Genomic DNA, 25651 nt, shown 5'->3' on the forward strand with positions numbered 1-25651 from the left:
CTATTTAGCCTAGTGCCATTACACATAATCCTTGTATTTATCCAACAGACGTACAGGCTTACGCAGCGCATCACGACGGAACGGGTCGCCCAGCTCACGCGTGCACATGATTTCAATGACGCACGTTTTACCTTCATTCATTTGCATATCAACGGCACGTTTCAATGCGGCGCCTACATCTTCTAAGCGATCCACAACAATGCCTTCGGCGCCCATTGATTTCGCAATGTCCGCAAAAGAAGGACTTTCTAGCTCGCCTGCTACAAAACGTCGGTTATAGAACTCAACCTGATTCTTCTTCTCTGCGCCCCACTGACGGTTATGGAATACGATGGCCGTGACCGGAATATCGTGGCGAACCGCTGTGAGCACTTCCATCATGCTCATCGCCCAAGCGCCATCACCAGCGTAAGCAATAGCGGGACGATCGGGTGCTGCCGTTTTCGCACCAATGATGGTGGGAAGTGCGTAGCCGCAGTTACCAAAGCTCATCGGAGCGAAGAAACTACGGGGCTTTTCAAAACGCAAATAGCTATGAGCCACTGAGTTGATGTTACCGATGTCTGTCGAGACCATGACATTCTCAGGCATTGCCTTTTCTAGCTCACGCAAGACTTGTCGGGGATGCAGATAGCTTCCGCCATTAAAGGTCGTTTCGTTCGCATTTTCGGCAATCATGTCTAGACTGTAGGGGTCTTTTTCATGCGTCCACTCGTCCAACTCTTTTTCCCACGCCGCTTTTTCATCAGCGATTTTGGTTGCGCGCTCGGCTTTCGACGCGTCACAAAGCAAGGTCTCATTGGCCAAACGTTTGCTCAACTCAACCGCAACGGCTTTCGCATCACCGCAAATGCCCACTGAAATCTTCTTCACCAAACCCAGCACTTTATGATCGGCATCGATCTGAATGATTTTTGCTGTGGTGGGCCAGTAGTCCATACCGTACTGAGGTAAGGTACCAAATGGTCCTAAGCGTGAACCCAATGCAATCACCACGTCGGCTTGCGAAATCAGTTTCATTCCTGCCTTAGAGCCTTGGTAACCTAAAGGACCGCACCACTGAGGATGGCTGGCTGGGAATGAGTCATTGTGTTGATAGCTGTTCACTACCGGGGCGCCCAAACGCTCGGCGAGCGCAATACACTCTTGAACCGCATCGCCCATCACCACACCACCACCCGAAATGATCACTGGGAACTTGGCATTACGGAGTAACTCGACGGCTTCACTAAGTGATTGCTCTCCACCGTGACCACGATCCAGCTTTTGTGGCTGAGGAATTTCACACGTAATTTCGCCGTAAAAATAGTCACGAGGAATATTAAGTTGGGTTGGCCCCATCTCTGTCTTTGCACGATCAAAGCAACGAGCGGTGTACTCGGCCATACGGGCAGGGTTCGTGACGTGCCCTTGGTATTTCGTGAACTCTTGGAACATGGGAAGTTGTTGACACTCTTGGAACCCACCTAAACCCATGGTGTTTGTTCCTGCCTCGGGGGTAACGATCACCACCGGACTGTGTGCCCAATAGGCGGCAGCAATACCGGTAACAGCGTTACTGATACCCGGACCATTTTGCCCAATTACCATGCCGTGTCGACCTGAAACACGTGCATAGCCATCCGCCATGTGCGCCGCACCTTGCTCGTGCACCACTGGAATCAAGCGAATACCAGCAGGAGCAAATATATCCATGGCATCCATAAATGCCGAACCCATAATACCGAAGATATCGGTCACACCATTGGCAACCATTGTTTCCACAAATGCCTCTGAAGGTGTCATTTTGGTCACTCCGGTTGCCACCTTACGGTTATCTGCAACAGGGACATCTGCCATTTGCGTATCGCCTACTTGGTTATCTGCTACTTGGCTCATCGACTTAATTCTCCAATATGTACCGGCACCTATATGCCATGCTTACCAAAACCTATTTTCAAGACCAGCCATTCTCATTTTCGAGACACTGATTGCATTAATGGTAAATTAACACAAAAAACGAAATGGTTTGTGTCGTTTTTCAGGATAATATATGATTAACCCTAATCGCCAGAGTAAAAATAATGGTAAACACCTAGTAAAACATGCGTGAATTTAATATCAGGAGAGAGACTTGATAAATACAGAACTTATTCCAGAACAAAAAATCTCAGTTAAAGAGACTTTCGGGTTCGACTGCAATATAGAAGTGAAAGGCTTTACCGCTCGTTCCGAGCACGTCCCAAAAATCGATACTGCCTACCGTTTCGACCCTGAAGTCACGCTTTCTTTATTAGCTGGCTTCAGTAATAACCGACGCGTTCTCGTACAAGGGCGCCACGGTACAGGCAAATCCACGCATATTGAGCAAGTAGCAGCCAGACTGAATTGGCCCTGCATACGCGTTAACTTAGATGGTCATATCAGTCGCTTAGACTTAGTGGGCAAAGACACCATTCGGCTTGAAGATGGCCTTCAAGTTACCGCTTTCCAAGAAGGCGTGATCCCTTGGGCCTTACAACGCCCGGTCGCCCTTATCTTTGATGAGTACGATGCAGGACGACCCGACGTCATGTTTGTCATCCAACAAATTCTGGAGCAAGACGGTCGGTTTACGCTGTTGGATCAAAATCGCGTATTAACACCCCATCCCTACTTTCGTATTTTCGCCACCTCGAACACCATTGGGCTAGGTGATAGCACAGGCCTTTACCACGGAACACATCAACTTAATCACGCGCAAATGGACAGATGGAATATCGTGGCAAACTTGAATTACATGAGGCCTGAAGAAGAGGTCGCTATCACCATAAGCCGCGTACCGAACAAAGACACAGAACAAGGCCGCGCGGACATTACAGCCATGGTGACCCTTGCGAACCTCACTCGCAATGCCTTTGCAGCAGGTGATATTTCCACCCTTATGTCGCCACGGACTGTCATCACGTGGGCTGAGAACTGTACGATTTTCAAAGATAAACAGCGCGCGTTTGCCGTTTCCTTCTTAAATAAATGCGATGAGTCTGAGCAAAAAATTATCGCCGAGCTGTATCAGCGTTGCTTTAATGAAGAGCTTGCTACATAGGTGTAGTCGCCGCCTATTGATTCTTTTTTGCGAGCAAAAACATGACGGACTCTACCGAGCTACTCAGAGAACAGCGCCTATTACGCGAACTTAGTGCGAGCGTAACTCGCGCCCTTGCTGACGATCCCAGCGTTCACATACGACAACAACGCTTCTTTAAAGGCAATCAACCCCTTGCTGACCATGCGCCACATCTGCGCTTGCACGATAGCGAGAAAAAAGCCTTATTAAGAGGGGTTGCCGATAGCCATGCCCTACGCCTTCAATACAGCGATGAGGCGCTGCACCAAAGCCAAGTTCCGAAAGCGGTTGTGGCGCGTTTAGTGTTTGATTGGCTCGAAACCCTACGCACTGAATCCTTAGTACCCGATAGTTTGCCGGGCGTAAAAGCCAACTTAATCGCGCGTTTTCATTATTGGTCTGCCGGTTTCCACCATGCTGGACACACCGATACTGAATTGGGATTACTGCTGTACTGCGTCGCACAGATGTGCTGGAGCCGTTTAACCGGTGAACGCGTCTACAGCGAAACCGAAGACTTTATAGAAGCCACTCGTCATGCCTTGAGCGTCCAACTTGGGCATGCATTAGCGGGGTTACGCCGTCATCGTCGTGAACAAGGTTTATATGCTTCCCATGCCCTAGACATTGCGCGTCTTGTCAGTAAAAGTGTTGACCATGCTTTGGCACAGCAAAAAAAGTCCGATGCTCACGACGACAAAGAAAGTTTCAGCGCTTTCGCCTTGCTGTTAGACTTCGATGTGGGTCTTGAAGGAGCAATTGATACAGCGCAATCCGAAATCAGCCCCACCCTTCAAGCACTACATTCACATTATCGCGTTTTTGATACTCAGTTCGACACCCAACGCTACATTGCCGATACAGTGCGTCCGACATTACTGAAGTCGTATCGTGAACAAATCAACAAGCGCATTGCTGCACAAAACCTAAGTTTCAATTTGCTGGTGCATCGTATACGCCGCGCATTACGTTCCAGCCCCGCCACACGCTGGGCCACAGACCAAGAAGAAGGTCTGATTGATGGAAGTCGTCTTAGCCAACTGATTAGTTCGCCCATGGACAGGCGCCTTTTTAAACAACCACAACAACAACTGCAGAATCAAAGCAGCGTCAGTTTTTTGATCGACTGCTCTGGCTCAATGAAAGAAAACGCCGAAACCGTAACCTTGATTGTGGATTTACTTAGCCGAGCTATTGAACGCAGCGGCGCGTTAACCGAAGTGCTCGGGTTTTCGACCAATGCTTGGAATGGCGGTAAGCCGTATAGACGCTGGTTAAGTCAGGGAAGAAAGCCGCACCCTGGACGGCTTAATGAGCGTGATCATCGAATTTTTAAAGACAGTCACACTCGTTGGAAGCATGCACGCCTCTCGCTCATGGCGCTATTGAAATTGGATTTATACCGCGAGGGTATTGATGGTGAAGCAGTGCATTGGGCCTGCCAGCGACTACTACAGCAGCCCACACAACGTAAGCTGCTATACGTGATCTCGGATGGCAGCCCAATGGATAGTGCGACGAATCTGACTAATGATGAGCATTACTTAAATAACCACTTGCAACAAGTGCTTGAGCATTACGCACAGCAAGGTGTCGAGGTATGGGGAATTGGCATTAACCTCGACTTAAGTCGGCTTTATCAACGTTCGCTTATCGCCGACTTACACAAAGGGCTTGATAACTACTTTATTGATGAGTTTGTACAAAGCCTACAGCAACGACGACGTTAATCGCCATTTATTTGCGCCTCAATCTTTGTCAGTGCTTGAGCCGCACGCTGTAAAGCAGGCAACGCAGCAAGCGCTTTATCTGCCGTCATGCGCATGATAGGCGCTTGGGTCGCAACGGCCATATTAGAACGCCCCCCTTTTGCACGGGGTACCACCACAGCAACACAGAACAAGCCAGGCAGAAACTCTTCATTATCAAAGGCATAGCCTTGTTCGCGTACTTTATCTAACTCAGCCTCAAGCGCCTCAAGGGTTTGAATTGTATTTTTGGTATAGACCTCAAAAGATACGTTTTCAAGCAATCGTCTACGCTGCGCCGGAGGCATTTGCGCAAGCAACACCTTTCCGCTGGCTGAACAGTGAACGGGAACTTTAGAACCCGGACGTAAGTAAAAACGTAGCGGTGCCTCGGTTTCGACGCGATCCAAATACAGCACTTCGTTGCCCGCTAAGGCCGTTAGGTTACAACTTTCGCCTAGCTCATTACCCAAGGCGCGAAGCACAGCATGTCGGGCGCCATAACGGGTGTCGTTAAAAAGTAGATCTTCTGCCAGCCGACGTAGGCGGCCTCCAATCCCATAATGGCGTCCATCGGTATCACGAATCAGCATTTCAGAGCCTTCAAGCTGCTGCAGCATGCGATGCACAGTGGGCTTGGGCAGATCTGTACTATCGACCAGATCTTGCAGCGAGAACTGTCTGTCTTGTGTCGCTATTAACTCTAAGAGACTAAAAAGCCGCATCGTTGGGGTGTCCCCGGCGATTTTTATCAATCCGTCATCGACCAAACTTTGCTTTTCTTTCATTAACGCCACCAATAAACTCATTATTTATATCAAATAATACCAAAAAACACGACAAATCATTGACCAGTAGCTAAATTACCGCTAAATTCAATAAAAAACAATAAACGAAACCAAAAATACCAATAACTGAGACTTAGCTGAGTGCGCCATGCAACTACTTGATCGACTCATTGTTCTTTCTAAAAAGTCCCCTGCGCGCATTGTAGTCTGTGAAGCCCACGACCCGCGTATTTTGACTGCCGCGTATCAAGCACAAGAGCAAGGTGTGGCAAAAATGATCTTAGTGGGCCCCCAAGCCCCTATCCAAGAAACGGCGGCACAACTCAAACTCGACATCAGCGCCCTTACCATTGAAGATCCGGCCCTATCAGAGAAAAAGCCAGAATTAGCCCTACAATTGGCAAAAAAGCGTGCGCATAAGGGCATGTCAATTGAAGCGGCCAATACCGCTCTCACTGAGCCTCTCCACTTCGCCACTATGTTAGTCCATTGCGGCTACGCCGACGGTTCCGTGGCAGGTGCCGTATATAGCACCGCTGACGTTGTACGTTGCGCTTTACAAATGATTGGTAAAGCGCCAAACACCACCTTAGTTTCTAGCTTTTTTCTGATGCTACTTAATAAGGCGCACCATCCGACCCAAACTGGCGTTATTTTTAGCGATTGTGGATTGGTCATTGACCCCAACGAAGAAGAGTTAGCCGCCATTGCTCTGGCGGCAGTGGACAGCGCCCGCCTTCTACTTCAGGAAGAGCCACGGGTTGCGATGCTTAGCTTTTCTACGGCCAGCAGCGCAAAACACCCTTCAGTGACCAAAGTCGTGAATGCGGCGCAACGCGTCAAAGCCGCACAGCCCGATTTAGCGATAGACGAAGACATTCAATTCGACGCTGCTATCATTCCAGAAGTCGCCGCAAAAAAACTGAAGCATTCGACCGTCAATGGCATGGCAAACGTGTTTATCTTTCCAAACTTAGAGGCCGGTAATATCGGCTACAAAATCGCTGAACGACTGGGCGGGGTCACCGCAATCGGGCCATTGATACAGGGTTTGGCCAAGCCGGCCAACGATTTATCCCGTGGCTGTAGCACAGAAGACGCATTCAACGTCATTGCCATTACGTCACTACAAGCCCAGAACCGAGATTCGTCATGAGCCTAACCGCCATTGCGCTCTTTATTTTTATTATTGCTCTAGGAACGTACTTTCAGACACTGACGGGTTTTGGCTTAGCCATGATCGTGATTGGCATTAGCAGTGCCACAAATTTAGCTAGTCTAACTTTTGTAGCCACCGTCGTCAGCCTAGTCAGCCTGCTTAACAGCGCGGTAGCCCTACCGCGCCATCTACACCACATCGACTGGCGCATTACTAACACCACCCTACTCGGCATCGTTCCGTCCAGCATTCTGGGTGTGGTATTACTTAATTTCTTCTCCAATCAGGCAACGAGTATTCTTGAACTTTTGCTCGGTATCGTCATCGTTTACAGCGGTATCAACTTTGCCCTGCGCCCTAAACAGCGGCAACAGTTATCAACGCTTCGATCCTTTTTTTCTGTGGGTTTTGTTTCCGGGCTGTGCGGCGGCTTATTCGGAATGCCCGGCCCTCCCCTCATTTTTCATATGTATAGGCAGCCCTTAGAGATTGCCATGATACGCAACATGCTCCTTCTCATGTTTGCCTGTACTGCCTTTACACGTACCTTTTACGAAGCGATTACGACCGGGTTACCCAAAGAGACATTAATCACCTCGGCCATTGCCATCCCTTGTGTGGCACTCGTTACCTTATGGGTTCAACGCCATCCGCCCCCGATTAGCCCACTGGCGATGCGCCGCATTACCTTCACTTCTCTGGTCATTATTGGGTTGGGTTTAATCGTTGGGAGCCTAAAAAGCTTATTTTTCAATCCGATATAACAACCGCCTTCTAGCACATTTAATGGGCCGCTGAGTGATACTCAGCGGCCCATTTTTTATATTTTTATGATGGCTCCAATGCAAACATACTAACTAAATCATAAGGCATTTTGCTATTTTCGCATCTCGTAAAATCGTCTTTTGACAGCAAATAACCATAAGGGAAAACATCAGTTTTTGCTTTGTCAACCGCAAATATTATAGCCACAACCACCTGATAACTAAGGGTTATCAATTTTTTTGACCGTTAGCTCTAAAATATATTGCTTGCTGCTAAAAAACGCGAATCCTATATTGAAAATGCAAACCAAGAATAAGAAATAAATTCAAACAGGATTCTAAGGAGCGCTTATGCAAGCCATGCTGGAGCCAAAGACCCACGTACAGCCGCAAGACGAAAACCTACTGTCCGTAACCGTGCGCTCAATACAGGTTTTAGCTAAGGACATCAAACAATATGAGCTCGTAGCCGATGGCCTGCCCTCCTTTAGTGCTGGGTCCCATATCGACCTGCATCTGGGTAGTGGGATGATACGACAATACTCACTTTGCAATGACCCGAGCGAAACAAACCGCTACGTCATTGCTGTGTTACGGGAAGAAAACGGCAAAGGCGGTTCTCAATACCTGCACGATCAACTTAGCGAAGGCAGTGAACTTCTTATTTCTACGCCACGCAACTTTTTTGCATTACACCCAGACGCAAAGAAACATATTTTCGTAGCGGGGGGCATTGGTGTCACGCCGTTAATGTCGATGCTACACGAAGCCTCAAGGCAAGGGTTGGACTTTCACCTTCACTATCTGGTGCGTTCCCCTGAGCGCGCTGCATTTGTAGAAGACGTAGCCCCAGCCATTGCAGCAGGCAAGGCCTCCGTCTATTACGACAGTGAAGGTACCTGTCCATCACTAACGACCCTGTTTAAAAAGGTGAACGAGGGGGAACACATCTACTACTGTGGACCTTCTGGGTTTATGGATGCCATGGACAACGCGACCGCCCACTGGCCCAAAGGCACGGTTCGGTTCGAGCGTTTTAATGCCCCTGCTACCACTACCGACGAGCCATTGGTCAACACCGAGTTTGAGGTGAAATTGGCCCGTAGCGGCAAAACACTCACCGTAAGTGCCGACGAAAGCATCGTTGAAACCTTAGCACGTCATGGCATCACGGTTGATGTGTGTTGCACAGAAGGCTACTGCGGTACGTGCATGACACGATACCTAGAAGGAAACCCAGACCATCGAGATTCCGTACTTGATGACTCGGGTCGCGAAAATTATTTAATGCTGTGCTGCTCAAGATCTAAAAGTGAAACCTTGGTTTTAGATATTTGAAATAGCGACTGAGTTAAATACAGCAACACGCTACTGAGGCCCACCAGCTTCGCATTCATTACCTTATATCCACCAGGAGCGAAACAATGTCTAAATTTGAGTATGTCAGAAACTGTTGGTATCCGATTGGCTTTTCTGCAGAGTTCGAGAAAAGCAAGCTACAAGGTTTGAAAGTCGCCGATAAACCGGTGGTGGTATGGCGCACCGCTGAAGGAAACATCACTGCTTTTGATGATCGCTGCTGTCATAAGCGGTTTCCCATCTCGCAAAGCAAGATGCTGGAAAATGGCAACGTAGAGTGCGCCTATCACGGGCTGCAGTATGACGAAACCGGTAAGTGTGTAGAAATCCCCTCGCAACCTAACCGCCCTATTCCTGAACGAGCCCGCCTACAGCCCATACCCATCTGTGAGCAAGATGGCATGGTTTGGCTGTGGCCAGGAGACGTGGAAAAAGCGAAAGGTATTAACCCGCCGCGCACCGAAGAGATTGTCGATGAAAACTTGACCTCTATTCCGCTACCTCAGGTGGTACGTTCGCCCTCAAACTACCTATTGCTGATCGAAAATTTACTGGATATTAGTCACTTTTATCCGCTACACGATGGAAACATCGGCGACAAAGCCAACAGTGAAATCCCCGTCAAAATGGAAGAAGGCGAAGTTGACGGCTTTTCATACGTTAAAACCATTCGTGAAGTGCAAAACTACAAGCAACCACCTTTTTTACGGGAATGGTTTCACTACGACATTATTGACCGCGTTCATACCCACGCTATGGAGACCCCCGGCCTGACTCGCGTGGTGATGCGTGTTGCGCCTCCTGGAAAACTTGGCACCGACCTTGAGCGCGGCTACACCTTGCTGCATCTTCACTACCCCATCGATAAAGAAAACTTAGAGTGGCGAATTTCCATTTCCTGCAAAAAAGGCCACACCCCTCTCAATGACAGCACCCGATCAACCCCCGAAGTCATTGCTGAGATGTTCCCAGCCGTGGTGGCAGAGGATGAATGGGCGCTTGAGCGTCAGCAAAAAATGGTTGCCTACCCCGACGAGGGGTATTCAGAGCTTTTCCTAAGCTCCGACACCGCATTACGTCGCGCCAGACAAATCATGATGGCAATGCAACGTGAAGAGCAAAAACCCATTGAAGCGCAGCGAGAGTCATTAACGCAGGCGACGGCTTAACCCGCCCTCGATAGCTTGTTTGTTCGCCAGTATGGACAGCGTTAGAAACCGAACTGTCCATACTGCCCTGCGCGTCGATGCAGATTAAAAGGGAGTTTTAAAAATGGCTGAGACCAATCCATTAGAGGGGCTACGTGTGCTCGAGCTAGGTCAGATTGCAGCGGGTCCCTATGCCGCCTCGCTACTCGCAGACCTAGGCGCCGATGTCGTCAAAATTGAAAACCCAAACAATGGCGATGGCATGCGGCAATGGCCTCCGTTAAGTCAAAGCGATAGCAGCACAGAGGTTTATAGCGAGAACTTTGCATCATTAAATCGCAATAAGCGCAGTGTCGCCCTAGACCTCAAGAACCCGGATGACGTGCAGACCTTAAAAAAGCTTTGCCTATCGGCTGACATTCTTATTGAAAATTACCGCCCCGGCGTATTGCAAAGGCTGGGGCTGGGATATGAAAGCTTAAAAGCCGTAAACCCCAACCTGATTATGTGCTCAATCAGCGGTTACGGACAAACAGGCCCTTATGCCAATCGAGGCGCTTTCGATGTCACAGTTCAAGCCATGAGCGGCCTGATGAGCGTCACGGGAGAAGAGTCAAGCGGTCCGGTGAAATGTGGAGTTCCTATCGGAGACTTTAGTGCGGGCCTTTATGCGGCCTACACCATTTTAGCGGCTGTGTTACGCAGACAAATCACGGGCATTGGTGCTTATATTGACTGCTCAATGGTGGGCAGCTTGATAGGTGTCTCGGCACTACAGACCAGCGAGTACTTCGGCACCGGTCAATCAGGTGGGCGCCTAGGTTCTGCGCACCCACGAAACGCACCCTATCAAGCCTATCAGGCCAGCGATGCCTATTTTGTGATCGCCGCTGGAACCGACAAGCTTTGGCAAGAGGTTTGCCTGGCGGTAGCAGACCCTTCGTTAATTGAACACCCTCATTTTATTAATCAATCGTTACGCGCAAAGAATCAAAAAGAGCTGGCGGGCATTCTCGAGGCCCACTTCGCTAAACAGCCTGCCGCCTATTGGCTTAATGAATTTAACCGACGCGGCGTTCCCGCCAGCCCTCTTAATCAATTCTCGGACGTGGTCAACGATGAGCATGTCAATCATATGGGCTTAGTTCAAGAGCTGTCCCTGCCGAATGGCGTTATCACCAAAACCACAAGCTATCCCATAAAGATAAGCGATTATCAATTCGACATACGCTATCTACCGCCAAAACTCGGGGAACACAATGAAGAAGTAATTTCGCAATGGATAGAAAACGAAACTGTTTTTCCAGAAAACTAAATTAGGAAACCCCTTTATGACGTGGGTACAAACGAAACTAAATGAAGATGGCTCAATATTTTTTATTACTTTAAACCGTACAGAATATGCCAATGCGTTAAATACAGAACTTGTTGAAGCATTAATCTGTGCTGTGGATACTGCCACAACCAGTTCTGCACGGCTCATCGTATTTAAAGGAAACGGGCGTAATTTCTGTGGTGGATTCGATCTACAAAATATTGATTCGGAAACCGACGGCTCGTTAGCCTATCGTTTTCTGCGATTAGAACAATTACTACAAAAAATTCATTACTCGCCTATCCACACACTGGCGTTTGCACAGGGCGCCGTTGCCGGAGCCGGGGCCGACATTGTTGCGGCCTGTAAAAAGAGAGTCGCCATTTCAGAGAACACCTCTTTCCGCTTTCCCGGCGTCCGCTTTGGTGTCTTATTGGGCACAAACCGACTACGGCAGCTTATTCCCCAAGATGCCTACGAGGCCTTATTAGAACAAGACCGAATCGACTTGGATAACGCTCTGCGTTGCGGCTTTATTCACGCGCAAATTACGGAAGCAGAACAGGACGAGTTCATCGCTACGCTTTATAAAAAAATCAGTCGTGTACCAGCTGAGACAAGCGCTCAAATTCTTCAACTCGACAAACAACAAGGGCTAATCGATATGGGATTGTTAGCTAACTCTGTGGCCGACATTAACTTTAGAAAGCGCGTTCAACGCTATTGGCACGACGCGAAATCCGCAGCAAAGAAAAAATAATACTAAAAAACAAATCAATACTCCATCAAAAAGCTGAGTGGAGGCAGCTTTCGTTTTCTGCACCACAGAAACCCCCTATATCAACTCGATGTTGTTTTTATTTAGTAGCACAGCAGTCTTATATACATACGCCTAGAAATACATAAATAACGTATATTTTTGGAGACAAACATGCTAAAAAAAATAGGCGAGTTCACGCAAAAATGCGCTGTACACCTAATACCTGATGCTTTCATTTTTGCCATCATTCTTAGCGCAGTCTGTTATGTGATGGGAGTTTGGCTTACCCCTAGTGGGCCATTGGATATGGTCTACCATTGGTACGATGGGTTCTGGAATTTTCTTGGCTTCTCAATGCAGATGGTTTTCATTTTGCTCACCGGCTACGTGCTTGCGCAATCAGGCCCCGCTCGCCGATGTATGAACAGAATGGCCAAAATCCCGAAAAATGCGGGCCAAGGTATGCTATTAATTTCTATCGTCACGTTAATAGCGGGCTTTATCAACTGGGGCTTGGGGCTGGTCGTCGGTGCGGTCATGGCCATTACCGTTGCCAAAGACCTTAAAGCCCGAGGCATTAAACTGCATTTTCCGTTAGCCGCTGCGGCTGGATATTTAGGTTTAAGCATTCACTCAGCTGGCTTCTCTTCAACCGCTCCGCTGATTTCCAACACCGATGACCACTTCTTGTTCGACATGATCGGGCGCGTTCCTTTTGCAGAATCAATACTACAGCCTTGGAATCTGATTGCTGTGGCGGTGTATATGATAGTGGTTCCTTTTGTGATGAAGGCCATGCACCCCGCAGACGAGGATGTGCAAGAGATTCACTTAAAAGATGAAGACGAAGTCAAAGTCGCAGAAATCAATGAGGGTGAAATCTTAGGCTACGTAGATGGAAAAGTTCCCCTTGCCCAACGCTTGGAAAACAGTGTCGTTTTGATGCTCATGATTGTCATACCCGGTGCCTTCTATACGGGTTACTTTTTTGTAACTCGAGGCTTTGACCTAAATATCAATATTATTAACTTTATCTTTTTAATTCTAGGGATGTTTCTGTACAAAACGCCGGGGGCTTACGTCAAAGCCATGGGCAAGGCTACGGCCTCGGCCAGTGGAATTATTCTGCAATTTCCTTTTTATGCTGGGATTCTTGGCATGATGAGCCTCTCAGGCTTACTCGAGGTTCTGGCAAATGGGATGATTGCCATGTCAACCCAATTCACCTTCCCGTTCCTGGCTTTCTTTAGCGCCGCCATCGTAAACCTATTTGTTCCCTCCGCTGGCGGACAATGGGCAATTCAAGGCCCCATTTTGCTCGAAGCCGGTAGAGCACTAGAGGTACCCGTCGGGGTGACGATGATGGCCCACCAATACGGTGATCAGGTCACCAACATGATTCAACCCTTTTGGGCACTTCCTTTGCTAGGGTTAACCGGCTTAAAAGCCAAAGACGTACTTGGTTATACAGTAATCGTCATGTTCGTAGGGATGATTGTTTTTGGCACCACCATAGCCCTCACGATGTATTTATGATCGTTTATTTAAAGCCTGTTCTTTTGACCATGAGACCTTAACCATCTAGCCCAAACGCCGACAGGGATCACCGCAACCCCTGTCGGCGTTTGTCAAAGCGGTGCCACCGGATCGAAGTCACTAACTTGCACGGCCAAATCGGCAATACACATTGAAAGCGGATTAATTTCATCCGCTGACATCGCCGTAATAAACTCAACCTGCGAAATAGTTGAGGTTTTAACCAGTTGCAACTGTCCCGCATCAAGTTCTCGTTGAAAACAGCGCAAGGGCAAATACGCAATGCCTGCCCCTGCCACAACCATCGACGCCGCCACCGCAATACTTTTACAACGTATTTGATAATGGCACCTCACATTACTGCGTCTAAACCAGTGTTCAATCACCGTATGGTGATAGGAATGCTGACTTAGTCCCACCAGAGGCCAACGCGAAATCTCATGAGCGGTTCGTGCCGTGGTGCCTAAGCCCAGCGCCGGGCTTGCCACCCATGAAAACTCCACACTTCCTAAGGTAGAGGTCGTTAGCCCCGTCATGGGCACTTTCCCAGGCGCTAAAATTAGATCTAATGTTCCCCGCTTTAAAGCCTCCAGTAGCTCCTCTGTTAGCGCCATTTCAATTTCCAGCCGAACCTTAGGGTATTTTTCAGCAATGAGCTCAATCAATTTAGGTAGCCAAGTGGATGAAACCACCTCTGCCACCCCTAAGCGCAATTGGCCAGAGAATGCGTCTGAAGAAGCCACTCGCTGGATGAGCTCTGTACGTAAATCAAGAATGCGACGGGCATACTGCATGAACTCCAGCCCACTCAGCGTCAGTTGAATGGAATGGCTAGAGCGGTCAAAAAGCTCTACCCCTAAATCTTTCTCGAGTTTTCGGATGCGCATGGAAATCGTCGACTGCGTGACAAACAGTCGGTCTGACGCCGCGGAAAAGCTTCCTAGACTACTTACCCAATAAAACGCCTCAAGCTGCTGGAATGTCATGACTGCCACGCCCTCCATGTTGTAATTATTATGGAACTCATGACCAGCATATACCAATTTACTACGAAACCCTTAGCGCGGATGAACCTATCGACAACCGCCTTTGGCCGATCTCGCTAGCCCAATGTCTGCGTAAAGGTTTCTTCGCTAACGCGTTGTAAATAATCTTGAGCCTGTTGCGTTTCGGTCTCTGTTGTGGGATGCGCCACAACGACCCATTCCCCCGCATCACTCGCATCTTTAGCGGGATACACCACGTTATTATGATCCGGCCTAAATGTGATCAAGCCACCCACAAGCAAGCCTAAAAACGACAGAATCGCCACAATCGCAATAAACGAAACAAGTGGCGAGCTGACAATCAAATCAACACCTATGAGGTATAAAACCCCCCACAGGATCAAGCCTCCAATCGCCCCCACAGCGCCCGTAATGGAATGAGATCGAACTGCAGTCCAAGGTATGCGTCGGGTTTCGGGTTCTAATTTTCTCTCTATTTTCGGGTCATCGGGTTCAATTACGGTAACCCATCCTCCACCCTGACCAAACAGCTGCATTAATTGATTGCGCGTGTGCTCAGCCAGCTCGCGGTTCGGCAATGCCACCATCAGCTTGCGATCCGACTCTTCGGCACTTAACCATGATGATCCCATGACGATCTCCTGAGTCATACTAGGAGCTTTTAGGATAAGGTTTTTCTGCTCAGTAGCTGTTACCAAGCTTATCGAAGCGCCACCACACGAAAGCAAGCGGAACGCTGTGGGCGATACACCCTAATGGAAGATACGACGTATCTTAGGCAAGAAGCTTGTGGCGTAAGGTAGCAATGTGAGCATCGTCAATGCCTAAGGCTTTCTCAAGAAACGGTGCAACGCCCCCGAACTCGCGAGTGATGTCATCAAGGGTAGATGCTAAATATTCAACGCTAACACCCCACAACACTTTCATCGCCGCTAAATCTACGCCTTTGCGAGACTCTAACTGAACGTTATAGTGCTGCTGAGTCAGTAAATAATCATCCAATATGTCGTCGCGCTGCACACCTAGCGCGCTTAATAGCATCGCGCAAGCAAAACCCGTACGGTCTTTACCGGCCGTGCAATGCACTACGATCGGGGTAGGGGCTTGAATAACATGCTTAAAGAAACGTGAAAACTGCCCGACGTAGGTGGACGAAAAGCTCTGATACATTTGATGCATAAATTCGTGAGCTTCGTTCACCGTAATTGCGCCGTTTTTAGACACAGACTCGTTAACTAAGCGAGCCACTTCCGGTTCAATAGCACACACTTGGCGTTGAAGAAAATCATAGGCGTAAGCGTTACGTTCACTTTCTAATTGCCCCCGCAAGTCGATACTGCAGCGTATGCCCAGCTCTTCAAGCTTTACTACATCTTGCGCATCAAGCTGACAAAGGTGGGCCGAACGATAAACCTGCCCCCATTTGACCGTGCCATTCTCTGCGCCACGATAACCGCCAATATCTCTGAAGTTACTGACACCATTGAATGAAATTACCCGTTGCTCTGGGTGATCGATATCTAACATTGTCATACCGCTGACCTCTTGCTACGTAATAGAAGGGTAATCATAAAAACCATATCATGAAACCTACTATGCCACATCAATGCGTCATCTTCCTGACAATGTCTTTATACAAAACCCGTACTTATCACAGTGCTTAGCGATACTCATCGTCGCGGTCAGGGTTGTCATGCTCGATATTTCGTCGTTGTTCGTCTTCGAGCGTTTGCCTGCTTTCCTCAAGCACCTGCCTAAAGCCCTTAACAATTAAATAAATGGCTGCAATAGCACCGAGCAAAAACAAAGCAATGCGCATACCCTTCCCCTACAAATTACTGCGAAAATGGCGAACGTTGCACCGTCGGCCCAATAAAAACCGCAACGAGAACATCGATAGTTGATTGTACTGGCAAATTTACGTAGTTTCTTACTCTGCCCTACAGCCGCACCATAACCCTGTTTATGACTGCTGGTTTCCCCTCGTAGAAAACAAAAAAGCCCTTGCTATTGCAAGGGCTTAATTGCGTTTACTTTTGGCGGGGACGGAGGGATTCGAACCCTCGATGCGGGTATAAGCCGCATGCTCCCTTAGCAGGGGAGTACCTTCAACCTCTCGGCCACGTCCCCAAAAGCAAAGCGTTATTCTAGCACAGGTTTCTAAAACTTAGCTAGCACTATCCGCTTTATCTTGGTCTAACTCAAAGGCCTTATGAAGCGTACGTACCGCAAGCTCCATGTACTTATCATCGATCACCACCGAGGTTTTAATTTCACTTGTGCTAATCATTTGAATATTAATGCCTTCTTGAGATAAAGCACGGAACATCGTACTGGCGACACCAGCGTGACTACGCATACCAATCCCAACAATGGATACCTTGGCGACTTTGTTGTCATACACAATTTCGCCTGCTCCTACAGCGGGTCCCACCTGCTCTTTAAGTAATTCGTAGGTACGCTCGGCATCGTTGCGATTCACCGTAAAGGAAAAGTCGGTGGTTCCTTGCACAGACAAGTTTTGTAGAATCATGTCTACGTCAATGTTCGCTGCAGCAATAGGGCCTAAGATAGAGTAAGCCACCCCAGGTGTGTCCGGAACGGCTCGCAACGTAAACTTGGCTTCATCACGGCTAAAAGCAATACCTGAAACAACAGCGGCTTCCATTTTATGATCTTCCTCGAATGTAATCAGCGTACCCGAAGACATTTCTTCTTCGAGTGAAATGAGTGGGTCGGTCAGTGACGATAAGACACGTACTGGCACCTGATACTTACCCGCAAACTCAACAGAACGAATCTGTAGGATTTTGGATCCCAGCGACGCTAACTCAAGCATCTCTTCAAATGACACGACACCCATGCGTCGAGCCTCGGGGACCACTCGGGGGTCAGTGGTGTAGACGCCATCGACGTCCGTAAAAATCAAGCACTCATCGGCGCCCATGGCCGCAGCCACCGCAACGGCCGACGTGTCAGAGCCACCCCGACCTAAGGTCGTGATATTGCCTTCGCTATCAATACCCTGAAAGCCCGTCACAATAACCACTCGACCGGCATCTAAGTCTTGGCGTATACGTTCATCATCGATGGACTTAATGCGCGCCTTAGTATGAGCCGAATCCGTTCGAATTGGAACTTGCCACCCTGCGTAACTACGGGCTGGAACGCCCTTACTCATTAACGTCATAGCAAGTAAAGCACTACTGGCTTGCTCGCCCGTAGAAGCTAACATGTCTTGTTCACGAGGGTCTGGGTGGTCCGTAATTTCCTTGGCCAGACCCAAAAGTCGGTTAGTTTCACCTGACATGGCGGAAGGTACCACCACGACTTGGTGACCCGCTGCATGCCATTTAGCGATGCGTTGCGCCACATTCCGAATACGCTCTACAGAGCCCATCGATGTGCCGCCATATTTCTGTACGATCAGGGACATCTTATTACTCAAATATCAAAATGAATGGAGTCCGAACCCGAAGGTGAACATAGTATTCTAACGATTTTCTGACCAAAGTTTAGTGTGCGTTTCATACCTTTTCATTATGGCGTTGCAAAATTACACGCCCACGCGTGCAGATTACCCAATGATCACCGTGCTTAACCTGCATCTGCCTGTCGAAGCCTAAAGCATGTAATTGTCGTAATTGCCGCATCAGATTGTTTAAACGCGCTTCGGTCGGCATTTGCAACGACGCACGCTCGAACCAATGCCGTAGTACCAGCGCTTGCCGAGAGAACGAAAGCGCTCGCCATGCCTCCAAACCAAAACTATGGTCATCAGCATTAAAATCAAGTGAGCCTAAGTCTTGTTCAGCCACCTCAGTTAAGACCTCATCGGTATCACGGCTTAACTGAGCATGTCTGACCAATACTTTCTGCCAACCCTGCCAACGCTCGTTGAGATGGGGGCTAAGCCGCTCTCGGAGCGCACCTCGTGTGTAGTCATCGTGATGATTCGTTGTGTCGTTCACGGCTTGCCAGTGTAGATGAGTGCTCATCTGCTCACCTATTGTTAACAAGCGAGCACGAGCCACTTGCAACCAGGGACGTACATACACAAGACCACGACGCTGGCTGATCGGCGCCATTGCTTTCAAGCCAGTAGGACCTGAACCCCGTAGTAAGCGTAACAATACAGTTTCAGCCTGATCATCTTGATGATGTGCCAGAAAGATATGCGCTACTCCCGTCGAGGCAGCCATTTGTTCAAACGCACGGTATCTGGCACTGCGCGCGGCCGACTCCATACCATCACCTTGGCTTAAGTCGACTTTCACTCGTTGGGCATGGCACGAGACACCCAATAAGGTGGCTAAGGTCTGTACATGCGACAACCACCCATCGGCCACATCTTGCAAGCCATGGTGCACATGAAAACAGTGTAGTGCTATGTGGCGCTGAGCAGCCCAGACGGCCAAATGCAACGCCAATGTGGCGGAATCAACCCCACCGCTGAGCCCCACAGCGACTTGCTTAGGAGCGGTTCCTAAGCGTTGATAGTGCTCATCAATACATCGAAGTAGTACCGGATCGCACAGCGTAGTCAACGTGGAGCTTGGGGCCTGAATAATAACGGAGGATTTAGGATTTAACTTCTTGGAATCGCCCATATGACAGCAATCGCTCAAGTCGTTGAGCACGGAGTTGGTCAACACTAAGCCCAGACAACTGACGCAATGAATCGGCTAAAGCCCGACTTAATTGACGTGCCATTGTCGCGGGATCGCGATGGGCACCGCCCACAGGCTCGTTCACCACGCGATCAATCAATCCAAACTCTTTCAAACGGTCGGCCGTGATGGCCAACGCCTCTGCTGCCGTCGACGCTTTCTCGGCGCTACGCCATAAGATGGAAGCACAGCCTTCAGGAGAAATCACAGCATAGGTAGCGTATTGCAGCATCATCACCATGTCTGCGACAGCAATGGCTAGAGCGCCACCCGAACCGCCTTCACCAATAATGGTGGTAATGATTGGTACTTTAAGCTCAGACATGGCGTAAAGATTATGGCCAATCGCCTCTGATTGACCGCGTTCTTCTGCGCCAATTCCGGGATAAGCCCCTGGCGTGTCCACGAAGGTAAAAATAGGCAAATTAAACTTTTCGGCCAGACGCATCAAACGTAGCGCTTTACGATAGCCTTCAGGACGAGGCATACCAAAATTACGCTTAGCCCGTTCTTTGGTATCGCGCCCTTTTTGGTGCCCAATAACCATGCACGAAACGCCATTAAATCTCGCCAATCCGCCAACAATAGCTAAATCGTCTGCATACATACGATCGCCGTGTAATTCGTGAAAATCAGTGAAAATTTCGCGAATGTAGTCGAAGGTATAAGGGCGTTGAGGATGGCGTGCTACCAATGCCGTTTGCCAAGGGGTTAGCTTCGAATAGATATTTCTTGCTAAGGTCTGGCTTTTTTGCTGTAGACGATTCACCTCTTCAGAGATATCGACAGCAGAATCGGTTTGAACGTAACGTAGCTCTTCGATTTTATTTTCGAGTTCAGCTAGTGGTTGCTCAAACTCCAGAAATGTATTTCGCATTGTTGTGTCTTCGGTTATTAACCTAGTTTATTTACTCGACAACAGGATCTAGGCTACGCCATAGATACCACGTTGCCACCGTACACCAGGGCGTCCACGCCTGTGCCACTTCTCTGGCCTCAAATCGTGAAACGGGTTCGCCGCTGTAATAATGTTGTGATATGGCTTTGATTAACCCAGCATCGTCTAACGGTAACACGTCTGCACGATGCAAATTGAAAATCAAAAACATCTCGGCTGTCCATCGACCTATGCCGCGGATGGCGCAAAGCTCTTTGATAACAGCCTCGTCTTCCATCTCGTGCCACGCTTCTGGAACCACTTTTCGTTGGTCAAAATGCTCGGCAAGATCCAGAATGTATTCAGCTTTACGCTTGGGCAAGCCCATTTTTCGTAAGGCTTCGATATCGGTGTCTAACACCATTTTAGGCGTAGCGGGTGATTCGAAAGCATCGGAAAAGCGTTGCCAAATCGTGTCGGCTGCACGACGACTAATTTGCTGGCCCATCACGGCCCTGACTAAGGTGGCAAACGGATCAGCCGGCGCACGCAACCATTCGTCAGGGTACATCGGAATGATTTTACGCAAAATTCGATCGCGTTTCATCAAGTGCGTTTTGGCCTCGTCCCAATAAGTCGGTATGCTCATGATTATTCCTAGGCTCGACGCCACTGCGTGAGACCACCGGCTTTATCTTCAAGCTCAATGCCCTGCTCGTGTAATTGATCTCGCAGACGGTCGGCCAACGCGAAGTCGCGTGCCATTTTTGCTGTTGCACGTTGTTCGATAAGCGCTTCGATTTCATCATCGCTTAACGTACTCGTCGTGGGTCGTGAGTGGCGTAAATAGCGTGAAGCCGAACGCAAATACACAGCGGGATCTTTTTGCAATATACCCAGAATTTCGCCAAGTGCACGCATTAGCCCTGCACTATACGAACATGCTTCACGATTGGCTTTGGCGGCAAGCTCAAACAGTACGGCTACCGCCCCTGCCGTATTGAAGTCATCGTTCATGGCTTCAGCAAAACGAATGGCCGCAGGGTCGTCCCAACGTATAACGACGTCTTCTGCTTGAGTATTCGCCAACGCTTGATAAAGCCTATCGATCGCTTGCTGTGCGTCGAATAAGTTATCAGCAGCGTAATTTTGCGTGCTGCGATAGTGATTGCGCACAATAAAAAATCGCAACATCTCGGCTTCGCGGGGGTTAACCTCGTACTCAGCCATGTCATCACTTAGCTCAGAAGCGGCAATCGTTTGACGTATGTTTCGGAAATTCCCTAAGGACTTCGACATTTTGTCAGCGTCGACCATTAAGGGGCCACAGTGCATCCACACATTCGCCAATTGGCCACCAAAGGCACCTTCCGATTGAGCAATTTCATTTTCGTGATGAGGGAATTTTAGATCAGGCCCTCCCCCGTGGATATCGAGGGGCATACCTAATAAGGAATGGCTCATGGCGGAGCACTCGATGTGCCACCCTGGGCGTCCTAAACCGTAAGGGGATTCCCATTTAGACTCGTCAGGTTCGTCCTCTTTCGCTGCCTTCCAGAGCACAAAATCAAGTGGATCTCGCTTAGCGTCGGTAACGGCCACTCGTTCTCCAGCGCGCAGATCGTCTAAACTTTTACCCGACAGCTTACCGTAACCCGAGAACTGACGAACCGCATAGTTCACGTCACCGTCACCGCCTTGGTAAGCAAGCCCGTTTTCTTCCAACTTACGAATAATGCCAATCATGTCGCCCACGTGCTCGGTCGCGCGTGGCTCGGCATCAGGGGTCTGCACGCCCAGTGCTCGCTCGTCGGCGTGCATGGCGGCAATATAAAAATCAGTGACCTCACGCATACGTCGATTCGACTCAACCGCACGACGAATAATTTTGTCATCGATGTCGGTAATATTACGTACATAGTTCACTTGATAGCCTGACTGACGTAGCCAGCGCTGGATGACATCGAAACTGACTAGCATGCGCGCATGTCCTAAGTGACAGAAGTCATACACCGTCATGCCACATACGTACATGCGTACTGAACCGGGCTCGATAGGAGTGAAAACGTCTTTAGTGCGGGACAATGAGTTATAGATGCGCAACATGTGCTGTAATGTAATCGTCTTAAAATCTGGGGAGTGAAAAGCGCGTATCCATTCATTTAGACACGGTTATACACAGCGAAATTTGTGTACCAAGGCTAAAATGATGGTCGTCAAGTATAGCAAGCTGGTTACTGTTGCGGCACGAACCGTTAAAATTGCTGGCGTTTTATTTGTGTTAACGCCATAACAACGCCTACCAGCCAGATACACAACGCCTTGTAAAGCAAAGGTATGAAACCCGTGAACCTAAAAACCTTAAGTTGGTCTCGACGCTCACTATTGAGTCTATTCATTATAGGCGGACTCAACCTAAACGTTAATGCCCAAACGCTTAACCACTCAGACCCCATTTTTGAGCCCACCGCCACCCCCGAAGGTGGCTGGAAAGGCTTAGCCCGTGTCCTCGACGCTTTAACGCCTAGCGTAGATACCTCTATTCCACTCACCTCCAGCCAAGTGACTCTGCGTATTAGCTCGCTGCTAAATCAGGGGCATCCCGAATTGGCGCTTGAGGCCATAGAGAAGCGCCTGCAGCAACGTGAAGAGCGTGCTGAGATCGGAGTGGATGTACAGCTACTCTTTCTTCAAGGGCGAGCCCTGTCTGCTTTAGGTCGTCACAGCGAAGCCATTGAAAGCTATCGCCAACTCACCATTTTCTACCCTGAACTGCCCGAACCTTGGAATAATCTCGGCGCTGAATACATGCGCCAAGGCAAAGCCGAGATGGCACGGGAAGCGCTAGAAATGGCCTTAACTGCAGCACCAGACTTCACCACAGCAAAAGTAAATTTAGGCGAGGTGCAGTTAATGCTTGCCGAGCAGGCCTTTAAGGCAGCTGGCAACACAGGCTCTGAACGCGCACAACAAACGCAAGAAATTCTGCAACAATAAACCCTATTACATTTATTTAGGCATCCTATAATGCGAAGCTTTACGTTATCCAAGTACGCTAGCTTTTATAGCAAGCGCACCATTGGCTATATTGCCGCTTTGATTCTTGCAGCCTGTTTTATGGCTGCTCAGGCACAAGCGAACTCACCCACCACAACTCAAGGTACGACAATGAGCACCAATCCTCAGGTCAAACTACAGACCAACAAGGGCGATATTCTGATCGAACTCGACGCCGAGAAAGCGCCAGTAACCGCAGCTAACTTTATTCAGTATGTGCAAGACGGTTTTTACGACGGCACCATCTTTCATCGTGTTATCAATAACTTCATGATTCAAGGCGGTGGTTTTGAGGCAGGCATGAAGCAAAAAACAACCAATGCCCCTATCAAGAATGAAGCAGATAACGGTCTGAAAAACGACACTTATACCTTAGCCATGGCACGTACAGCCGACCCACAATCGGCTACAGCGCAGTTCTTCATTAACGTGAATAACAACGACTTTTTAAACTTTAGCTCACCCACACCAAACGGTTGGGGCTACGCCGTATTTGCTAAAGTCGTTGAAGGACAAGACGTTGTCGATGCCATTAAAGGCGTTAAAACCGGTAGCAAAGGCTTTCACCAAGACGTGCCCGTAGACGATGTGGTTATCGAAAAAGCAACCATTATTGAATAAGCTACGACTCCAAGGCACGCTTTGGATCGCTGCTGATGTACATTTGGGGCCTGATGGCCCCAAAACAGCTTCTGGCTTCTACCAATTCTTAGCCGATGCCACTACACATTGCGATGCCTTACTTTTATGCGGTGATATTTTCAACGCATGGATAGGCGACGACGAAGTGATGGCTCCAGCCCCTTGGCTGGCTGAAGCCTTACATGCATTACAAAAGTTTAGCCGTCAAAAACCGCTTTACCTCATGCGTGGTAATCGCGATTTTCTAATGGGCGACAAACTCGCCAAGCATCTCAATGCAACGCTGCTTGCCGATCAGGTAGTGCTCAGCACCAAGCATTTCACATTCCTACTGTCACACGGCGACGAGCTCTGTACCGATGACGTTGCTTATCAGCGCTTCAGGCGTATCGTTCGCAGCCCCATCACCCAGACGTTTTTCAATACACTTCCGTTTTCGTGGCGCAAAGCGGTGGCTCAACACTTTAGAACTCGCAGTAAAGCAGCGGGACAATACAAAAGTGCCTCTATTACGGATGTAAATTCGGAAGCCTGCGCTCAAGCTCTTATTCAGTACGGTGTGCACACATTGGTACATGGGCACACACATCGCCCGGCCTTGCACCAGAGCGGACCCAACCTAAATACAGACAGACGCATTGTGCTTCCAGACTGGGAGCTCGACCACAGCACTCAGCCCCGTGCGGGTTGGCTTAGCATTAATGAACAAAGTATGACCCTACACCGACTGCATCACGACGATACTCATTGCGATGTGCAGCGGCAAGAAGCGAACCCCTCAACAACGCCTACTACGACGGTCTAGCTAGTCTATGTCTTTGGGGATGATGGTACGTTGTATCGAGCCATCTAACGCTTCGTAGCCAAAATAGTTAATCACATCGTACAACTCAGCCCGTGTTTGCATTTGCGCCAAACTGTCAGCGGCCGAACCCGTTTGCTTTAACGTTGTGTAGAACTGTTGCATGGCTTTGGCGGCAATGCGCAAACCCGATACAGGCCAAATTGCCATGGCGTACCCCATTTGCTGAAACTCGCTCGCCGAGGTTTGAGGCGTACGCCCGAATTCAGTCATGTTTGCCAACAGCGGCACCGACAGCGCACGAGCAAAGGCTTCGAACTCATCTTTAGTGGTAAGCGCTTCTGGAAAAATAGCGTCGGCGCCCGCCTCTACGTACAGCTTGGCTCGGGCGATTGCAGCGTCTATCCCTTCGGAGCCCGCCGCATCAGTGCGCGCAATAATACGAAGATCACGGCGAGCACGAGAAGCGGCTGCAATTTTTTCAGCCATGTCTTCCGGCGTGACGAGCTGCTTTCCATTTAGGTGACCACACTTTTTGGGTAACACCTGATCTTCTAACTGCACGGCCGCTACGCCCACATCTTCCAATTCTCGCACGAGCCGCATGGTGTTTAAGGCTTCACCATAACCGGTATCACCGTCTACCACGATCGGTAAACGCGTGGTTCGCACGATAGAACGAGCTCGAGCAACAAGCTCGTCCATCGTAATTAACCCGACATCAGGAAGGCCTAATGAGGCAGTTAATGCCCCACCTGAAAGGTAGAGAACATCAAAACCCGCCTGCCGTGCGAGTAAGGCACTTAGCGGGTCGTACACACCGGCGATCATCATAAACGTTTGGTCTTGCCAGCGTTTCGCTAACTGCGCACCCAGCCCTACGGGAAGCGGTTGCTCTAACCACACCGATTGCTGACTGTTGCTCATGATGCCT

The 25651-nt window shown here is 49.0% G+C and carries 24 protein-coding genes and 1 tRNA gene; 12 read left to right on the forward strand and 13 right to left on the reverse strand.

Annotated features, from left to right (window positions below; genetic code table 11):
* Nucleotides 1-18: 18 nt before the first annotated feature.
* Nucleotides 19-1839 (reverse strand): sulfoacetaldehyde acetyltransferase, encoded by a 1821-nt coding sequence (gene xsc / locus AC2UZI_RS10805; RefSeq protein ID WP_486944013.1) that lies wholly within the window; start codon nucleotides 1837-1839, stop codon nucleotides 19-21.
* A 274-nt stretch (nucleotides 1840-2113) separates the two neighbouring features.
* Here xsc and AC2UZI_RS10810 point away from each other — a divergent pair, with 274 nt between their 5' ends.
* On the forward strand, nucleotides 2114-3064 hold the full coding sequence (locus tag AC2UZI_RS10810) for an AAA family ATPase (protein ID WP_486943878.1): 951 nt from the start codon (nucleotides 2114-2116) through the stop codon (nucleotides 3062-3064).
* Nucleotides 3065-3105: 41 nt separating this feature from the next.
* Entirely contained in the window at nucleotides 3106-4815 is a 1710-nt protein-coding gene (locus AC2UZI_RS10815; RefSeq protein WP_486943879.1) for a cobaltochelatase CobT-related protein, read from the forward strand.
* Here the strand turns inward: AC2UZI_RS10815 and AC2UZI_RS10820 are convergent.
* Nucleotides 4812-5621: an IclR family transcriptional regulator gene (locus AC2UZI_RS10820; protein WP_486943880.1), complete on the reverse strand. Its 810-nt coding sequence runs from the start codon at nucleotides 5619-5621 to the stop codon at nucleotides 4812-4814. The two genes, AC2UZI_RS10815 and AC2UZI_RS10820, sit on opposite strands and share 4 nt — an antisense overlap.
* A 148-nt stretch (nucleotides 5622-5769) precedes the next feature.
* Between AC2UZI_RS10820 and pta the strand changes: the two genes are divergently transcribed.
* The 7 genes from pta (at nucleotide 5770) to AC2UZI_RS10855 (ending at nucleotide 13662) form a co-directional block, all read left to right on the forward strand.
* Complete coding sequence (pta, locus tag AC2UZI_RS10825) at nucleotides 5770-6777, forward strand: phosphate acetyltransferase (RefSeq protein WP_486943881.1); 1008 nt, start codon at nucleotides 5770-5772, stop codon at nucleotides 6775-6777.
* On the forward strand, nucleotides 6774-7544 hold the full coding sequence (locus tag AC2UZI_RS10830; protein WP_486943882.1) for a TSUP family transporter: 771 nt from the start codon (nucleotides 6774-6776) through the stop codon (nucleotides 7542-7544). The genes pta and AC2UZI_RS10830 overlap by 4 nt, the downstream gene beginning before the upstream one ends.
* A 351-nt stretch (nucleotides 7545-7895) precedes the next feature.
* Nucleotides 7896-8882, forward strand: a complete 987-nt coding sequence (locus tag AC2UZI_RS10835) for a PDR/VanB family oxidoreductase (protein ID WP_486943883.1) — start codon at nucleotides 7896-7898, stop codon at nucleotides 8880-8882.
* An 86-nt stretch (nucleotides 8883-8968) separates the two neighbouring features.
* Nucleotides 8969-10072 carry a Rieske 2Fe-2S domain-containing protein gene (locus AC2UZI_RS10840; RefSeq protein ID WP_486943884.1) on the forward strand — a complete coding sequence of 368 codons (1104 nt, stop codon included), beginning with the start codon at nucleotides 8969-8971 and terminating at the stop codon, nucleotides 10070-10072.
* Nucleotides 10073-10175: 103 nt separating this feature from the next.
* A complete protein-coding gene (locus AC2UZI_RS10845) occupies nucleotides 10176-11366 on the forward strand; it encodes a CaiB/BaiF CoA transferase family protein (protein ID WP_486943885.1) in 1191 nt (396 codons plus the stop codon).
* A 16-nt stretch (nucleotides 11367-11382) separates the two neighbouring features.
* The gene (locus AC2UZI_RS10850; protein ID WP_486943886.1) at nucleotides 11383-12126 is read left to right on the forward strand and encodes an enoyl-CoA hydratase/isomerase family protein; all 744 of its coding nucleotides are present in this window, start codon (nucleotides 11383-11385) and stop codon (nucleotides 12124-12126) included.
* A 171-nt stretch (nucleotides 12127-12297) separates the two neighbouring features.
* Nucleotides 12298-13662: a short-chain fatty acid transporter gene (locus tag AC2UZI_RS10855; protein WP_486943887.1), complete on the forward strand. Its 1365-nt coding sequence runs from the start codon at nucleotides 12298-12300 to the stop codon at nucleotides 13660-13662.
* A gap of 92 nt (nucleotides 13663-13754) precedes the next feature.
* On the opposite strand, the gene AC2UZI_RS10860 is transcribed toward AC2UZI_RS10855, so the two are convergent.
* From AC2UZI_RS10860 to cysS, 10 genes are all read right to left on the reverse strand, one after another.
* Nucleotides 13755-14648 carry a LysR family transcriptional regulator gene (locus tag AC2UZI_RS10860; protein WP_486943888.1) on the reverse strand — a complete coding sequence of 298 codons (894 nt, stop codon included), beginning with the start codon at nucleotides 14646-14648 and terminating at the stop codon, nucleotides 13755-13757.
* 116 nt (nucleotides 14649-14764) lie between these two features.
* Nucleotides 14765-15301 (reverse strand): hypothetical protein, encoded by a 537-nt coding sequence (locus tag AC2UZI_RS10865; protein ID WP_486943889.1) that lies wholly within the window; start codon nucleotides 15299-15301, stop codon nucleotides 14765-14767.
* Nucleotides 15302-15443: 142 nt separating this feature from the next.
* Nucleotides 15444-16202, reverse strand: a complete 759-nt coding sequence (locus AC2UZI_RS10870) for a tyrosine-protein phosphatase (RefSeq protein ID WP_486943890.1) — start codon at nucleotides 16200-16202, stop codon at nucleotides 15444-15446.
* A 127-nt stretch (nucleotides 16203-16329) separates the two neighbouring features.
* Nucleotides 16330-16488 (reverse strand): hypothetical protein, encoded by a 159-nt coding sequence (locus AC2UZI_RS10875; protein ID WP_486943891.1) that lies wholly within the window; start codon nucleotides 16486-16488, stop codon nucleotides 16330-16332.
* A gap of 218 nt (nucleotides 16489-16706) precedes the next feature.
* A tRNA-Ser gene (locus AC2UZI_RS10880) sits at nucleotides 16707-16799 on the reverse strand.
* A 37-nt stretch (nucleotides 16800-16836) separates the two neighbouring features.
* Nucleotides 16837-18105 carry an aspartate kinase gene (locus AC2UZI_RS10885; protein ID WP_486943892.1) on the reverse strand — a complete coding sequence of 423 codons (1269 nt, stop codon included), beginning with the start codon at nucleotides 18103-18105 and terminating at the stop codon, nucleotides 16837-16839.
* Between the two features lie 91 nt (nucleotides 18106-18196).
* On the reverse strand, nucleotides 18197-19279 hold the full coding sequence (gene tilS, locus AC2UZI_RS10890; protein ID WP_486943893.1) for a tRNA lysidine(34) synthetase TilS: 1083 nt from the start codon (nucleotides 19277-19279) through the stop codon (nucleotides 18197-18199).
* On the reverse strand, nucleotides 19251-20216 hold the full coding sequence (locus tag AC2UZI_RS10895) for an acetyl-CoA carboxylase carboxyltransferase subunit alpha (RefSeq protein WP_486943894.1): 966 nt from the start codon (nucleotides 20214-20216) through the stop codon (nucleotides 19251-19253). Before AC2UZI_RS10895 ends, tilS begins: the two co-directional genes overlap by 29 nt.
* Nucleotides 20217-20247: 31 nt before the next feature.
* A complete protein-coding gene (locus tag AC2UZI_RS10900; RefSeq protein WP_486943895.1) occupies nucleotides 20248-20865 on the reverse strand; it encodes a DNA-3-methyladenine glycosylase family protein in 618 nt (205 codons plus the stop codon).
* Nucleotides 20866-20873: 8 nt separating this feature from the next.
* Nucleotides 20874-22322 (reverse strand): cysteine--tRNA ligase, encoded by a 1449-nt coding sequence (cysS, locus tag AC2UZI_RS10905; RefSeq protein WP_486943896.1) that lies wholly within the window; start codon nucleotides 22320-22322, stop codon nucleotides 20874-20876.
* A 231-nt stretch (nucleotides 22323-22553) separates the two neighbouring features.
* Between cysS and AC2UZI_RS10910 the strand changes: the two genes are divergently transcribed.
* The 3 genes from AC2UZI_RS10910 to AC2UZI_RS10920 all read left to right on the forward strand — a co-directional run bounded on the left by AC2UZI_RS10910 (nucleotide 22554) and on the right by AC2UZI_RS10920 (nucleotide 24720).
* Nucleotides 22554-23213, forward strand: a complete 660-nt coding sequence (locus AC2UZI_RS10910) for a tetratricopeptide repeat protein (protein WP_486943897.1) — start codon at nucleotides 22554-22556, stop codon at nucleotides 23211-23213.
* Nucleotides 23214-23384: 171 nt separating this feature from the next.
* Nucleotides 23385-23894 carry a peptidylprolyl isomerase gene (locus tag AC2UZI_RS10915; RefSeq protein WP_486944014.1) on the forward strand — a complete coding sequence of 170 codons (510 nt, stop codon included), beginning with the start codon at nucleotides 23385-23387 and terminating at the stop codon, nucleotides 23892-23894.
* Nucleotides 23887-24720 (forward strand): UDP-2,3-diacylglucosamine diphosphatase, encoded by an 834-nt coding sequence (locus AC2UZI_RS10920; protein ID WP_486943898.1) that lies wholly within the window; start codon nucleotides 23887-23889, stop codon nucleotides 24718-24720. Before AC2UZI_RS10915 ends, AC2UZI_RS10920 begins: the two co-directional genes overlap by 8 nt.
* Here the strand turns inward: AC2UZI_RS10920 and prpB are convergent, their stop codons facing one another.
* Nucleotides 24721-25644 carry a methylisocitrate lyase gene (prpB, locus tag AC2UZI_RS10925; protein WP_486943899.1) on the reverse strand — a complete coding sequence of 308 codons (924 nt, stop codon included), beginning with the start codon at nucleotides 25642-25644 and terminating at the stop codon, nucleotides 24721-24723.
* Nucleotides 25645-25651: the final 7 nt, after the last annotated feature.

It is taken from the genome of Paenalcaligenes sp. DL 463, assembly GCF_057475185.1.